The 13,642-nt window shown below is 58.2% G+C and carries 12 protein-coding genes and 1 tRNA gene; 7 read left to right on the top strand and 6 right to left on the bottom strand.

The features are described from left to right. Positions 1–26 precede the first annotated feature (26 nt). From feoB to ACNQFG_RS02950, 3 genes are all read left to right on the top strand, one after another. A complete protein-coding gene (gene feoB, locus ACNQFG_RS02960) occupies positions 27–2,372 on the top strand; it encodes a ferrous iron transport protein B (RefSeq protein ID WP_423405918.1) in 2,346 nt (781 codons plus the stop codon). 139 nt (positions 2,373–2,511) lie between these two features. After that, a complete protein-coding gene (locus tag ACNQFG_RS02955; RefSeq protein WP_423405917.1) occupies positions 2,512–2,955 on the top strand; it encodes a MarR family winged helix-turn-helix transcriptional regulator in 444 nt (147 codons plus the stop codon). A 1-nt stretch (position 2,956) separates the two neighbouring features. Further along, positions 2,957–3,736: a sulfite exporter TauE/SafE family protein gene (locus ACNQFG_RS02950; protein ID WP_423405916.1), complete on the top strand. Its 780-nt coding sequence runs from the start codon at positions 2,957–2,959 to the stop codon at positions 3,734–3,736. Between the two features lie 75 nt (positions 3,737–3,811). Here the strand turns inward: ACNQFG_RS02950 and tig are convergent, their stop codons facing one another. Continuing rightward, positions 3,812–5,113, bottom strand: a complete 1,302-nt coding sequence (gene tig, locus ACNQFG_RS02945) for a trigger factor (RefSeq protein WP_423405915.1) — start codon at positions 5,111–5,113, stop codon at positions 3,812–3,814. A gap of 184 nt (positions 5,114–5,297) precedes the next feature. Between tig and sdaAB the strand changes: the two genes are divergently transcribed. From sdaAB to ACNQFG_RS02930, 3 genes are all read left to right on the top strand, one after another. Beyond that, entirely contained in the window at positions 5,298–5,981 is a 684-nt protein-coding gene (gene sdaAB, locus ACNQFG_RS02940) for an L-serine ammonia-lyase, iron-sulfur-dependent subunit beta (RefSeq protein ID WP_423405914.1), read from the top strand. A gap of 3 nt (positions 5,982–5,984) precedes the next feature. Beyond that, a complete protein-coding gene (gene sdaAA, locus ACNQFG_RS02935; RefSeq protein ID WP_423405913.1) occupies positions 5,985–6,860 on the top strand; it encodes an L-serine ammonia-lyase, iron-sulfur-dependent, subunit alpha in 876 nt (291 codons plus the stop codon). A 127-nt stretch (positions 6,861–6,987) separates the two neighbouring features. Beyond that, a tRNA-Arg gene (locus ACNQFG_RS02930) sits at positions 6,988–7,064 on the top strand. Between the two features lie 298 nt (positions 7,065–7,362). Here the strand turns inward: ACNQFG_RS02930 and ACNQFG_RS02925 are convergent. The 5 genes from ACNQFG_RS02925 to ACNQFG_RS02905 form a co-directional block, all read right to left on the bottom strand. Beyond that, entirely contained in the window at positions 7,363–8,751 is a 1,389-nt protein-coding gene (locus tag ACNQFG_RS02925; protein WP_423405912.1) for a site-specific integrase, read from the bottom strand. Between the two features lie 15 nt (positions 8,752–8,766). Then, the gene (locus ACNQFG_RS02920) at positions 8,767–9,060 is read right to left on the bottom strand and encodes a helix-turn-helix domain-containing protein (RefSeq protein WP_112091502.1); all 294 of its coding nucleotides are present in this window, start codon (positions 9,058–9,060) and stop codon (positions 8,767–8,769) included. Positions 9,061–9,084: 24 nt separating this feature from the next. Continuing rightward, positions 9,085–10,059, bottom strand: a complete 975-nt coding sequence (mobV, locus tag ACNQFG_RS02915; protein ID WP_423405911.1) for a MobV family relaxase — start codon at positions 10,057–10,059, stop codon at positions 9,085–9,087. Between the two features lie 190 nt (positions 10,060–10,249). Next, positions 10,250–11,566, bottom strand: a complete 1,317-nt coding sequence (locus ACNQFG_RS02910) for a DNA primase family protein (protein WP_423405910.1) — start codon at positions 11,564–11,566, stop codon at positions 10,250–10,252. Between the two features lie 73 nt (positions 11,567–11,639). Further along, positions 11,640–12,242 (bottom strand): CHC2 zinc finger domain-containing protein, encoded by a 603-nt coding sequence (locus tag ACNQFG_RS02905; protein WP_423405909.1) that lies wholly within the window; start codon positions 12,240–12,242, stop codon positions 11,640–11,642. 416 nt (positions 12,243–12,658) lie between these two features. Here ACNQFG_RS02905 and ACNQFG_RS02900 point away from each other — a divergent pair, with 416 nt between their 5' ends. After that, positions 12,659–13,474, top strand: a complete 816-nt coding sequence (locus tag ACNQFG_RS02900) for a helix-turn-helix domain-containing protein (RefSeq protein ID WP_423405908.1) — start codon at positions 12,659–12,661, stop codon at positions 13,472–13,474. Positions 13,475–13,642: the final 168 nt, after the last annotated feature.

Here is a 13,642-nt window from a genome sequence, read left to right as displayed (position 1 = left end):
TCTGTCGAAACAGAAAGGCATTGGCCATGACATTAAAAGAACTGAAGATCGGCGAAAGTGCCGTTATTGACGCAGTGGGCGGGGCGGGAGCCCTGCGCCAGCATTTTCTGGATATGGGCCTGATCCCGGGGGCGGAGGTCACGCTGGTCAAGCTGGCACCCATGGGCGACCCCATGGAGCTGCGCATCCATGGCTATGAGCTGACCCTCCGGCTGGACGACGCAGCACAGATCGAGATCACCCCGGCAGCGGCCGCGCCCGCCGCTGCACCCGCCCGGCGGGAGAACAAGATGGTGGAGCATCCGGGTCTGGGCGAAGGCGGACGCTACCACATCAAAAAGGGGGAGAATCCCCTGCCTGAGGGCAGGACCCTCACCTTTGCGCTGGCGGGCAACCAGAACTGCGGCAAGACCACCCTGTTCAACCAGCTCACCGGCTCCAACCAGCATGTGGGCAATTTCCCGGGCGTGACGGTGGACCGTAAGAGCGGTGCCATCAAGGGCCACCCGGAGACCGAGGTCACCGACCTGCCGGGCATCTACTCCATGTCCCCCTATTCCAGCGAGGAGATCGTCACCCGCCAATTCATCATCGGCGAAAAGCCCACCGGCATCATCAACATCGTGGATGCCACCAACATCGAGCGCAACCTCTACCTGACCATGCAGCTCATGGAGCTGGACACCCCCATGGTGCTGGCGCTGAACATGATGGACGAGGTGCGCGGCAACGGCGGCACGGTGCGCATCAACAAGATGGAAGCCATGCTTGGCATCCCGGTCATTCCCATCTCTGCCGCCAAGAATGAGGGCGTGGATGAGCTGGTAGACCACGCACTTCATGTGGCAAAGTATCAGGAGCGGCCCGGCCGCATGGATTTCTGCAGTGAGGACGACCACGGCGGCGCGGTGCACCGCTGCATCCACGGCATCATCCATCTGATCGAGGACCACGCCAGGGCGGCGGGCATTCCGGTGCGGTTTGCCGCCACCAAGCTGGTGGAGGGCGACCAGCGCATTGAGGAAGCCCTGAAGCTGGATCAGAACGAAAAAGAGATGATTGAGCATATCATCGTGCAGATGGAGCAGGAGCGCGGGCTGGACCGCGCCGCCGCCATTGCGGATATGCGGTTCTCCTTCATTCAGGAGCTGGTAGCCAAGACGGTGGTCAAGCCCCACGAAAGCAAAGAGCAGCTGCGCTCCAACCGCATCGACAAATTCCTCACCGGCAAATACACCGCCATCCCGGCCTTTATCGCCATCATGGGTCTGGTGTTCTTCCTCACCTTCAACGTCATCGGCCTGTTCTTCCAGAACCTGATGGAAACGGGCATCGACGCGTTGACCGGCATCGTGGACACGGCGCTTACCAACTGGAACGTCAATGCGGCGGTGCACTCCTTGCTCATCGACGGCATCTTTACCGGCGTGGGCAGCGTGCTGAGCTTTCTGCCCATCATCGTGGTGCTGTTCTTCTTCCTCTCCATGCTGGAGGATACCGGTTACATGGCCCGCGTGGCCTTTGTGATGGATAAGCTGCTGCGCCGCATCGGCCTTTCGGGCCGCAGCATCGTGCCCATGCTCATCGGCTTTGGCTGCACCGTGCCCGGTGTCATGGCAAGCCGCACCCTGCCCTCGGAGCGCGACCGCAAAATGACCATCCTGCTCACCCCGTTCATGAGCTGCTCGGCAAAGCTGCCCATCTACAGCCTGTTTGCCGTGACCTTCTTCCCGGATCATGCGGCGCTGGTCATGGTGGGGCTGTATTTCCTGGGCATTGCGGTGGGCATCCTGGCGGCATTTGCCCTCAAGGGGACCCTGTTCCGCGGCGAGGCGGTGCCCTTTGTCATGGAGCTGCCCAACTACCGCCTGCCCGGCCTGAAAAACGTGGCACAGCTGCTGTGGGAAAAGGCCCGGGACTTTTTGCAGAAGGCCTTCACGGTGATCTTTGCGGCCACCATCGTCATCTGGTTTTTGCAGAACTTTGACCTGCAGCTCAGCCTGACTGCGGACCCGCAGGAAAGCATCTTGGCCTTTGTGGCCAGCGGCATCGCGCCTCTGTTTGCCCCGCTGGGCTTTGCGGACTGGCGCATCTCCACCGCCCTCATCACCGGCTTTATGGCAAAGGAGAGCGTCGTTTCGACCCTGACCATCCTGTTCGGCTCGTCCGCTGCGCTGGGCGCGGCGCTGTCCCCGGCGGCAGCGGCCCCGCTGCTGGTGTTCTGCCTGCTGTACACCCCCTGCATCGCGGCAGTGGCCTCGGTCAAGCGGGAGCTGGGCGGCCGCTGGGCAGCCGTCATGGTCCTGAACCAGTGCGTGGTGGCATGGGTGGCAGCCTTCATCGTCCGGATGCTCGCGCTGGCGCTCGTGTAAAACATCTGTTCTTTATAATAAGAGCCTGTACCCGAAGCGATTTGGGCACAGGCTCTTTGTTTGTGTGAGGCTCTTGACAAGGCACAAAAATCGTGCTAAAATACTTCAAAAATGAACGATTCAAAAATGGAGCGATAAAATGAGAGAGAAAAACCCCAGCATGGAATTTGCAAACAAGACGGCGCTGGCCTACAGCGCGGTCTGCAAGCCGCTGTGCCAGGAACTCGGCCTGCCCCAGACGGCGTTTGATATCCTGCTGTTTCTGGCCAACAACCCTACCTACAAAACGGCCAGCGACATCGTGGAGGTGCGCCACATCAAAGCGAACCTCGTCTCGGTGAATGTGGACAAGCTCGTGCACGAGGGCCTGCTGACCCGCTGCCCGGTGCCGAACGACCGCCGCAAGACCGAGCTGCTCTGCACCGAAAAGGCTCAGCCCATCATCCAGCGGGGCCGGGCGCTGCAGGAGGCTTTCTTTGACCGACTGCTGAACGGCATCGACGAAGCACGGCTGAATGTATTTTATGGGACCCTGGAACAGATGGGCCGGAACCTGGATAAAATTCTGGAAGGAGAACTGTAAGATGAATGTATTGTTTACGATCGTTGTGACCTTTTTTGCCGGCATGGGGGCCGGCCTTGGCACCGGCTTTGCCGGTATGAGTGCGGCTGCAGTTATCAGCCCCATGCTCATCACCTTCCTGCACATGGACCCTTACATGGCGGTGGGCATCGCTCTTTCTTCGGATGTGCTGGCAAGTGCCGTCTCGGCCTATACCTATCATAAGAATAAGAATCTGGATATCAAGAATGGCCTCATCATGATGGCCAGCGTTCTGGTGTTCACGGTCGTGGGCAGCTACCTTGCCAGCCTGCTTCCGTCGGCCACCATGGGCGGCTTCTCGGTGTTCATGACCTTCCTGCTGGGCATCAAGTTTATTGTGCGCCCGGTCATGACGACCAAGGAAGCTATGCAGGGTGTCAGCGCCAAAAAGCGTGCCATCCAGTCCATCGTGTGCGGTGTGCTCATCGGCTTCATCTGCGGCTTCATCGGCGCAGGCGGCGGCATGATGATGCTGCTCATCCTCACCAGTGTGCTGGGCTACGAGCTGAAGACCGCCGTGGGCACCAGCGTGTTCATTATGGCCTTCACCGCCCTGACCGGTGCCATTTCCCACTTCGCCATCGGCGGAATGCCCAATCTCTTCGTTCTGGCGCTGTGCGTGGTGTTCACCCTGCTGTGGGCGCGCATTGCCGCTGTGTTTGCCAATAAGGCAGACCCCAAGACCCTGAACCGTGCCACCGGTATTGTGCTGGTGGTGCTGGGCATCGTGGTCATGGGCTTCAACTTCCTGACCAAGTAACGCACAAGACCCCCTTCGGAGCGGCCACTCGGAAGGGGGTCTTTTTTGTATGAATGGGATGAGATTTTGAAAAAATCAGGCGTCTTTTTCTTCAATGGTGGAGTGCTCGATCACCCAGTCGGCGGCGCGGCGGATGGCCTCATTGCGCTGAATCATCGGGATGTTCATACCGGCCTTGACCTCTTCGAGGGTCTTCTTGGTGCGGTCTGCACGCTCCTGCAGGTTCTTGTTGATCTCCTCATCGGTGGGGACGAGGTTCTCGTTCTGGGCGACCTGCAGCAGGGCCATCCGGGCGCGGGTGTTCTTCTCGGCGGCAGCGTGCACGTTGGCCGTAAAGCTCTCGCGGGTCTCGTGGATCTGGCTCAGGTAGCGATCCAGGCTCAGGCGCTGCATCTGCAGCTGCTGCTGGATCTGCTCCATCTGCTGCTGGTAGGTGGTCTCCACCAGCACGCTGGGCAGTTCGCCCTCAGAAGCATCGGCCAGCTGGGTCAGGATCTGATCCTTGGCACGGTTCAGCGCACCGGCATGCTTTCCGTCGTGCAGCTGCTTGCGGACCTGTTCCCGGAAGGCTTCCATGGTGTCCACATTGGCAACCTTCTTGGCAAAGTCGCTGTTCAGAGCAGGGATCTGGCGCACACATACGTCGATCAGCTTGATCTTGAACACGACGGGTTTACCGGCCAGATCCTTTGCGTGGTAACGGTTCGGGAAGGTGACGAAGACCTCGAATTCCTCGCCTGCCTTGTGGCCCAGAATGCCCTCTTCAAAGCCGGGAATCATGCGGCCGCTGCCCAGCTGGACGGCCTGGTTCTTTGCGGTGCCGCCCTGGAAGGGCTTGCCCTCCAGCAGACCTTCGTAATCGATATGTACGATGTTGCCCTTTACGGCCGGACCCTTGTGCGGCACCAGCTCAGCGGCAGCAGCGCGGCGGCGCTCCAGCACATTGTCGATCTCTTTGTCGGTCACTTCCGGGGTGACGCACTCGGCGGTAAAGCCGGTGGTCTTGGTCAGGTTCAGCTCAGGCTGCAGGGCAACCGTGGCAGTGGCCACAAAGCCCTCGTCCTTTTTCACGCTCACAAGATCGTAGCTGGGCTCATCCACGGCGTGGAAGCCGTGCTCCTGCATCGCAGCATCGTACAGTGCGGGAACGTCCCGATCCATCAGATCGTTGATGGCATCGTACCAGAAGGTGTGCTCGCCGCGGTCAGCCTCGATCTGTGCGCGGTCCGCTTCGCCCTTGGCAAAGCCCTTGATGGTGTAAGAAGCGCGGGTGCGCTCATACACCGCATTGGATGCGGTCTCCAGCTCCTCAGCGGTCGCGCTGAAGGTCATTTTGCAGACACTCTTTTCGGGAGTTTCCACGCTTACCAGTTTCATAGAAATCGAACCTCCGTGTTGCCCCAAAAGGAGCGAATTCAAACATTAGTAAAGTTATTATAGCACAAGTGGGGCAAAAGCGGTATAATAAAAAAGAGAAAAAGTGCGAAGAGAACACTTTTGCCGGCCAGAGCAGGCCGGAATGAGGGGCTTTTTGCAGGGAATACGAAAGGATGTGCATCGTATGCGCTTGTTTGACGTTCTGGGGCCGGTCATGATCGGGCCCTCTTCCAGCCACACGGCGGGTGTAGCCAAAATTGGATACACGGCACAAAAGCTGCTGGGCGATATCCCGGTGGATGCCGACATCGGTCTGTATGGCAGCTTTGCCACGACGGGCCGAGGCCACGGCACCGACCGCGCACTGGTAGCCGGTCTGCTGGGCCTCCGCCCGGATGATCCCCGCCTGCCGGACAGCTTTGAGCTGGCCAGAGAGCAGGGCATGAAGTTCAGCATCCACCCGGTCGAGCTGCGCTCGGCCCACCCGAATACCGCTGTGCTGCGGCTGACGAGCCGGACCGGCCGGGTCCTTTCGATGAAAGCGGCCTCGGTGGGCGGTGGACGCATCCGCGTCACCGAGATCGACGGTGTGCCCGCCGATTTCGGCGGCGACAGCAACACCCTCATCATTCATAACGAAGACACCCCCGGCTGCATCGCAGAGGTCACGACCTCGCTGGCGCTGCGGCGGATCAACATCGCGTCGATGCAGGTGTTCCGCGCCGGGACGGGCAGTTACGCCGTCATGGTGCTGGAATGCGATTCTCACATCCCCCACCCGCTGGAGCAGCAGCTTGCGCTGATGCCCGGCATCCTGAAAGTGACCTGCCTGAACGTAGACGAACCCGAAGAAAATGCGGAGGACTGAGCGATGGCTTTTTTATCCTGTGAAGAAATGCTGGCAGCAGCCCGTACCCAGAACATCTCGCTGGCCGAGGCGGTTTTGCGCAGCGACCTGGCGGAGAGCCGCCTGACCGAGGAGCAGAGCCGCCATGGGATGCGGCATCTGTGGCACGTCATGGAGGCCACCAGCCGGGATTACGACCCCGCCCAGCGCAGCCGCAGCGGCCTTTCCGGCGGCGACGCCGCCAAAGTGGAACAGGCGCATCGGGCAGGCCGGAGCTACGGCGGCGATTACCTGGCCGAGGTGACGGCCGAAGCGCTCAAGACCGCCGAGTGCAATGCCTGCATGAAGCGGATCGTGGCCGCGCCCACCGCAGGCAGCTGTGGCGTTCTCCCGGCGGTGCTGCTCCCGCTGGCCCGCGCGGGCGAAGCCGATGAGACCGCCATCTGCGAAGCGCTCTACGTGGCCGCAGGTTTTGGTCAGGTCATTGCGGCCCGCGCGACGCTGGCCGGTGCCGAGGGCGGCTGCCAGGCCGAGGTCGGAGCCGCCAGCGCCATGGCTGCGGCGGCGCTCTGCCACCTCAAGGGCGGCACACCGGAACAGTGTTCCGCAGCGGCCGCCATGGCGCTGGGCAACCTGCTGGGCCTGGTCTGCGACCCGGTGGCGGGTCTGGTGGAAGTTCCCTGCATCAAGCGGAATGTCGTTGGCGCAGTGAATGCCGTCTCCTGCGCCAATATGGCGCTGGCCGGGGTGGACTACGCCATCCCCTGTGACGAGGTCATTGACGCCATGGGCCGCGTCGGAAGCCTGCTCTCCCCCGACCTCCGCGAGACCGGCCAGGGCGGCCTTGCCGCAACGCCCACCGGCATCCGCATTGCCGAGCAGCTGTCGGAAGAAGCGTAAAAACGAAACGGCGTACTTTTTTCAAAGACGAAAATAAAATTCTGAAAAATCCAAAGAAAATTTCAAAAAACGGTTGACAAAACCCAGTCTGAGTGATAAAATACATCATGTTCCGAACGGAACGTATGCGTTGGTAGCTCAGCTGGATAGAGTGACTGACTACGAATCAGTAGGCCGGGGGTTCGAGTCCCTTCCATCGCACCAAGAAAAACCAGTACACATTGTGTGCTGGTTTTTCTTTTTGTCTGCACGATGGAAGGGCTCGAACAGGGCGGCGGCGCATAGCGCCGTAAGCAATCAGCCCGGTGGGCTGTTGCTTAGCCCGCGGGTCCCAACGCGTAGGAATGTCTACCGTGGAAGCTGTGAATCGAAAGATTTCATGGCTTTTTTGTTTTGTAAGCCATGAGTGCACGGTTTCTGCACGGTTTTTGCACGGTCGGTGTTTTCCATGTCCGATGATGTAGGGCGCTGTATTGCATTGCAATCAGTGCCCTTTTTTGCATCAGGTGAGCAGTGCCAGGCGGAGCTTTGCCTTCATTTCCGGGTCGGCATCCTTCAGCAATTCCAAAAGAGCCGTCATGGAGATGGTGGGTTCGCCTGCGGCGGGTACAGCCTGCGGGCTGGGGGTGTCGGGCTTGGCATAAAAGCCGCTTTCAAACTTCTTGCCCAACTCTACACGGGAGGACTGCTGGATATGGGCGTAGGTGTTCACCAGCATATCCGCACTGGCGTGACCGGTAGTCCCCTGCACCGCCTTGATGTCGCCGCCGGAGATCATCAACTGGTAGGTGGCGCTGGAGTGGCGCAGACCGTGAAAGACGATGCGCGGGAACTCCGGGTGTGCATCCTGCCATTTCAGGAACTTTTTGCGGATGAGCACCGGCTCTACCGCCAGACCGTTGGGGAGCCGCAGCAGCATCCCGCTGTTGCGGTATCGTTCCGGGTCGAGGGTTTCTTCCCGTTTCAGCCGTTCCAGCCACTGCTTCAGCTCCTCCCGCAAGGCAGCGGTCATAAAGATGGTGCGGCAGGAGGCTTCGGTCTTGGTGTCCTTCAGGATAAGGGAGGTCTTGCTGCCCTCCAGCTTGTCCGGGAAGATGCGGAGGATGCAGCCCTTGTCCACCTGCGCCAGCGTGTCCTTCTGCACCCGCTGCATGGAACGGTTGACGGTGAAGGTGCCCATGCCGTTGGCGGCATCAAAGTCGATGTCCTCCGGGGTCAGACCTGCCACCTCCCCTTCCCGCAGCGCACCCACCAGCGTCAGGTGCACCGCCAGATGGAGGATGGGGTCCTCCATGCTGTCCAGTGCTGCCCGCATCTCCTCCACCTCCCAGATGCTGCGCTCTTGGGTGGTCTTTTTGGGCGCTTCCACCGGAACGGGGCTTTTGATGAGGATGCCCCACTCCACCGCCAGCAGAAAGGAATTGTGCAGCAGTTGGTGGACCTCATGGAGGGTAGTGCCGGAGAGGGTGCGCTTTTGCTGCTTGGGCGAAAGGTCTCGCCGCTTGCCGCCCACATACTGCCCGCAGGGGGTCTTGCTCAGGGTGTCGTACAGGGCTTCGATGTGGTAGGGCCGCAGCTTCTGCATCTGCATCTCCCCGATATAAGGGATGATGAGGTTCTGGATGAGCGCCAGATTGGACTGGTAGGTTTTCGGTGCCCACTTGTGCTTGCTGCACTGCTTGGGCAGCCAATCCATCAGGAACTCTGCCACCGTCACGGTGGACGGAATCAGGAAATTGCCGGTCGCCAGTTCATGCTCGATCTGCTTCTGGCGTTTGACCGCCTCCTCTTTGGTGGGAAAGCTCTCCCATTTGTCGCAGCTCTTGCCGTGCTCGTCCTGATAGGTGTAGCGGACGCTGTAAGAGCTGCCGCGTTTCGTGATATATGCCATAGATTTGCCTCCTTATCAAGCTGCCCGGTAGAGCCACGCATCGAAGCTGTCTTTCGGGATGCGGATGCTTCCGCCTGCCCGCAGGACACGGAACTCGGTGGTGCTGTTGCACAGGTTGTAGGCGGCACGCTGGCTGATGGCCAGCATCTGCGCGACCTCCTTCACCGTATACACCAGCTTAGTGGTCTCAGGGCTGTTGGTCGGAGACTTGACGGCATTGGTTCGAGTGACCACCTCCATTGTAGCCGGATCAGAGTCCGACTGCAAGGACTTTTTCGTATAATCAAAAGATTTCACATTCTCGTACATTTTATTACACATAGGCATTGCTCCTTACTTATCATGGCGCATCGCAGGCTCCTGCGTGCGGTTCTCATAAAATCGAATGACCTCCGGCGGGATGCTGTCCAGCGTTTTCAGGGCGGCTTCATAGTCCTGCCGCAGCTTGGTATCCTCCAGACGCTTCAAGACGCTCCCTTCCGTCGCTTTGTCCAGCGAGGCAGAGAGCGTCTTGTTCTTCTCTTTTAACTTTTCATTTTCGGTGGCGGTCTCCGTAAAGGCGACCTGATAGCGGTTCAGTTCGGTGCGCATTTTGGACACTGCCGGGATATAGCTGTCCAGCACCTTGCTGATCTCCGCCGCACGGCTCTTGCCGTTGAAGGGGGTGATGCCCACCAGCAGGGCATCCAACTGCTCCTTCTGCTTGGTCAGCTGGGTCATCTCTTTGAAGATACGAGGCGGGATATGCTCCCGTCCAGTCTGGCTGGCGCTTTCGCCACGCTCCAGCTCCGGGTACTGCTTGACCATGTGCTGCCAGAACTCGTCCTGCCACCTCACAAGATTCTTGCGGTTGCCAATGATCTCCTTGGCGCTCAGCCGTCCGTCAGCAGTCAGGGGCACGAAGCAGAGGTGCAGGTGGGGCGTTTTCTCGTCCATGTGGACAACAGCAGAGAGAAAGGTATCCGGGCACTGTCTGCCCTCCAAAAATTTCAGGGCGTACGCAAAGTACGCTCTGATCTCCCGGTTGGTCTTGTCCTTGAAAAACTCCGGGCTGGCGGTGATAAGAGCCTCTACCACCCGCACGCTGTCCTTACGGACACGGCAGTGGGCGGCGGCTATCATGCGGTCGGCTTCTTCCCGGTACCTGCCCTGCGGCTGCACCAGATGGAGGTTGTAGCGGCTCCGGTCTGTGTCGATATCCGGGTTGCTGGCGTACTGCTCCTTGGTGCGCTCGTTGTGGGCTTCAATGGGGCTGATGGCAGGCCCCTTGTACTTTTTGAACCTTAAAATGCCGTATTGGGCTTTCATAGATCACGCTCCTTCTTGGGGTGTACAAAAAATCTGTACGGACTTCAAATAACCTGTACGGTCTGTACGGCGTACAGAAATCTGAAATATAAACGATAACACGTTTTAATTTGCTTCAATTTGCCGTACAGGTGCGTACAAGTACAGACCGTACAGGTTGTACGAACTTCTTCCGTGAAAAATGCACTTTTTACGGGCAGGGGTGGACAAGCGGCTCGATGCCTACAAAGCCCCGCACCCTGCGGCCACCGGGCAGGTAGATGTTGTTGGTGGCTTCAAGGTTGTAGCGGCGGTCATTCTGGCGCAGTTCTGCGCTGAAACGGATCGCCGATACGCTGTGACAGGCGTTATCCTCGCACCACTGTTTATAAATGTCATAGAACTCCTTGGAGCTGATGGAGTAGTCCGCCTTAAAGCGGAAGTAACCCTCGGACTCCATGAAGTCGATGACATTGTTGCTGCTGCGTTTGATGGTGTCCACGTTGGCGGCGGCTCGTTCGCTGACCGTGAAGCGGAAATCGTTCTGCACCAGCCGGTGCAGTCCTTCCAGACACCACAGCAGGATGCCTTCCAACTCGGCGCACATCTTCTCCACAAGGAAGGGATCATCCGTGCGGTCGGCAGGCTTGTCTTTGGTGGTCAGGATGAGCTGACGGCGGAAGAAGCCATCCGAATGGTCGTACAGCGAGGTCAGCGCACCGTTGCCGAAACAGAGGAATCGGGCGTAAATATCCCGCTGGTAGCTCTGGACACCCTTGCGCTCCAAGTCCAGCTTGGCTTCGGCGGTCACGATGGTCTTGATATAATTGGTCTTGGGCAGGGCGTTCATGTCCATGTCATCGTCGATCATCAGCAGGCGGCGTTCCAGATCGGCACGGGCAAAGCGATTGTTCTCCACTTTCTGGACACTGCCGTTGCTGGCGGCATCCCCCATGAGCCGTTTCAGTACCAGCCCGATTCTGGATTTACCCTCGCCGCCCTTGCCAACGATGAGCATCATCTTTTGGCCTTTGGTGCTGGGGATCAGGCAGTAGCCCAGATACTCCTGCAAGGTGGGAATGTCAGCATCGTCCAGCAGTTCGTGCAGAAAGGTCAGCCAGCGGTCAGGCCTGGCGGCTTTGGGGTCATATCTCACAGGTAAGCGGTTCTGACAGAACAGGCGGCTCTCCTGAAAAGAGCCGTCCGGCAGATGGTACACGCCGTTCTGGAGGTGGATGCAGTCCTGTTCGATGGGGAACGGGTCGGAAAAAGCCAGCAGCTTGATGGTCTCCAGAATGTTGGTGACCTTTTTGGACAGGCCGGAGGTGACATATTCCTCGATGTTTTCCAAGATGCGCTGCTTGATCTCGCTTTCGTCCTCTACCGGGCCGTCCAGCGTGTACAGCGTACCGTTGACGCATTTCAGCGGCCACTGTTCCAGAAAGGCACGTCCAAACTGGACTTCGTCAATTTTCTTGCCGTTGTACCAGTCCGGCCATAAGGGGTTGCGGGAAATGTTTTTCTTCATAGGGTGGTTCTCCTTTAGAAAAGTGAAGTGGTGGGTCTCACCGTGAGACCCACCACTTCGGGTGAATAAATTATTAGGCGCACTTTGCCAGAGCAAGGCGGTCGGTGCGCTCCTCCAGCATCAGCAGGTACGACCCGGACAGCAGCTGTGCGGCGGCAGCGGCCTTCTGCTGGGGCGTCCCAAAAGCAACGCAGTCCGTCAGGTGCTCGATGGTCTCGGTCGTGTGGAGGGCTTCTTCAAACCGTGGGTCATGCGGCTCCTCCGGGGTGGCGGGCTTGTAGCGCTCCTGCCAGTCGTGCAGCAGGTCAAGATAATCGGTCAGCACCCGCAGGCAGTAGGCGATGTCTGCCCACTGCTCATCTGTCAGGCCACGCTTGGGCGGCAGCAGGGCGATGGCATTGGCGGGCGGCTTGTCCGGGTCAAGCCCGAAGTCGTGTATCAGCTTCTCGGCGGCTTGCCGGGGGTTCAGGTCAAACAGCTTGGCGGTGAGGTCGATGGCATCTCCATTGGCTCCACAGCCAAAGCAATAATAATAGGTGTCGTTCAGCTTCATGCTGGGGTCGCTGTCAGAATGGAACGGACAGCACACCATGCCATGGCGGTCGGGCTCCATGCCGTACATCTCTCCCACCTGCCGAATGGTGATGGCGGACTTAATCTTTTGATATAAACTCAAAATTTCTCCTTTGGTCAAAGGTTTTGGCACGGATCAATTTGATCCCTGCCACGTTCAAAGCCGGTCTCCCTTGCTGCCTTCCGACAGGAAATCTTTTTGGACTCTGTGTCGGCCCCATGCAGGGCGCTCGCTCCCCCGATGGGAGGTCTTGGCGGTCTGGGCAGTTCGGACGGTCATTCTGTTGTCAAGGTTCTGTTATGAAAGATATTTCAGAGGGCTTTCGCGGGAAGCCCTTAATATGTTCGCTGCTGGGGAGTTAATATGTTTTCTTTCTGTCTATAGGATAGCACCGCAATGGCCGCTGTGCCGTATATCCATAATGTCGGAAAACAGGTGTAGAAACTGCAAAATTCCACGCTTATGGACAGGAACCGCCGGAAGTGGTATACTGTGCAAAAAACATCGGAGGTGCGACCATGAACATCAAGCTGACACTGGGAGAACGGCTCAAAGACCTGCGTGTGGAGCGGAATCTGAAGTTGGAAACGCTGGCAGAACAGACGGGTCTGTCCAAATCGGCATTGTCGAAATACGAAAGCGACGATGTGACCGACCTCAGTATTTATGCGGTGATAACGCTGGCTGAGTTTTATGGTGTGACCACGGACTACCTGCTGGGTGTGACGGAAAACAAAAAACGCCCAGATGCAGTCCTTTCGGACTTGCATCTGAGCGACGGCGCAGTGGACGTATTAAGGAATGGAAAATTCAATCATCGGCTGCTGTGTGAACTGATCGTGCATGAGAATTTTCGGCGGTTCATGACCGATCTGGAAATCTATGTGGATGGATATGTCAGCGCAAACATTCAAAACCTCAATGCTGGTCTGGAAGCGACCCGGCAAATGCTGAAAAAGAAGTATGCAGCAGATGAAAACGATCTATACATGAGCACCTTGAAGCTGGGGCAGATCGATGAAGATGAGTACTTTGGTCGGGTCTTGTATGACGAGTTGGTAGCTATCCTGAAGAACATCAAGACGGAACACCGCAAGGACAAGACCACTTCGGATGGTGCGATGGTCGATAACTTGATGAAGGAACTGGAGGATGCACAGAAACTTGAAGGGTCTGCGGATGAAAAGAAGATCCGAACGGCATTGAAGGCAATCGGCATCAACTACGATAAGCTGACAGAGGATGAAAGAAAGCTGATAAAGAAGATCCTTTATAAAACGGCAATGCTGAAACCGGGGACACTAGCGGGAAACCGGGGCAAGCACAGACGTTGATTATTTACCTTGCGGCTTATAGGGGAAAAACGCTGCTGCGGCAGGACGGGAGAACGTACACCATTGGTTCCTCTGAAAGCCTGCGCTGGGTGGGCAGAGACCGTCAACTGCCACGCCCATCCGCGCATCCTTCTGCCGCAGAACAGGTGCTTGCCGGAGCCTTTCGCA

The sequence above is a fragment of the Faecalibacterium prausnitzii genome (assembly GCF_049532945.1).
GTDB lineage: Bacteria > Bacillota > Clostridia > Oscillospirales > Ruminococcaceae > Faecalibacterium > Faecalibacterium prausnitzii_N.
The sequence above is the reverse complement of the archived record's forward strand: the minus strand, read 5'-3'. Positions and strand labels throughout refer to the sequence as shown.

Coding starts and splice junctions, on each gene's coding strand:
- ACNQFG_RS02900 (WP_423405908.1), top strand. CDS start 12,659: ATGAACATCAAGCTGACACTGGGAGAACGGCTCAAAGACCTGCGTGTG.
- sdaAB (WP_423405914.1), top strand. CDS start 5,298: ATGCGCTTGTTTGACGTTCTGGGGCCGGTCATGATCGGGCCCTCTTCC.
- tig (WP_423405915.1), bottom strand. CDS start 5,113: ATGAAACTGGTAAGCGTGGAAACTCCCGAAAAGAGTGTCTGCAAAATG.
- ACNQFG_RS02950 (WP_423405916.1), top strand. CDS start 2,957: ATGAATGTATTGTTTACGATCGTTGTGACCTTTTTTGCCGGCATGGGG.
- sdaAA (WP_423405913.1), top strand. CDS start 5,985: ATGGCTTTTTTATCCTGTGAAGAAATGCTGGCAGCAGCCCGTACCCAG.
- ACNQFG_RS02910 (WP_423405910.1), bottom strand. CDS start 11,566: ATGAAGAAAAACATTTCCCGCAACCCCTTATGGCCGGACTGGTACAAC.
- mobV (WP_423405911.1), bottom strand. CDS start 10,059: ATGAAAGCCCAATACGGCATTTTAAGGTTCAAAAAGTACAAGGGGCCT.
- ACNQFG_RS02920 (WP_112091502.1), bottom strand. CDS start 9,060: ATGTACGAGAATGTGAAATCTTTTGATTATACGAAAAAGTCCTTGCAG.
- feoB (WP_423405918.1), top strand. CDS start 27: ATGACATTAAAAGAACTGAAGATCGGCGAAAGTGCCGTTATTGACGCA.
- ACNQFG_RS02925 (WP_423405912.1), bottom strand. CDS start 8,751: ATGGCATATATCACGAAACGCGGCAGCTCTTACAGCGTCCGCTACACC.
- ACNQFG_RS02955 (WP_423405917.1), top strand. CDS start 2,512: ATGAGAGAGAAAAACCCCAGCATGGAATTTGCAAACAAGACGGCGCTG.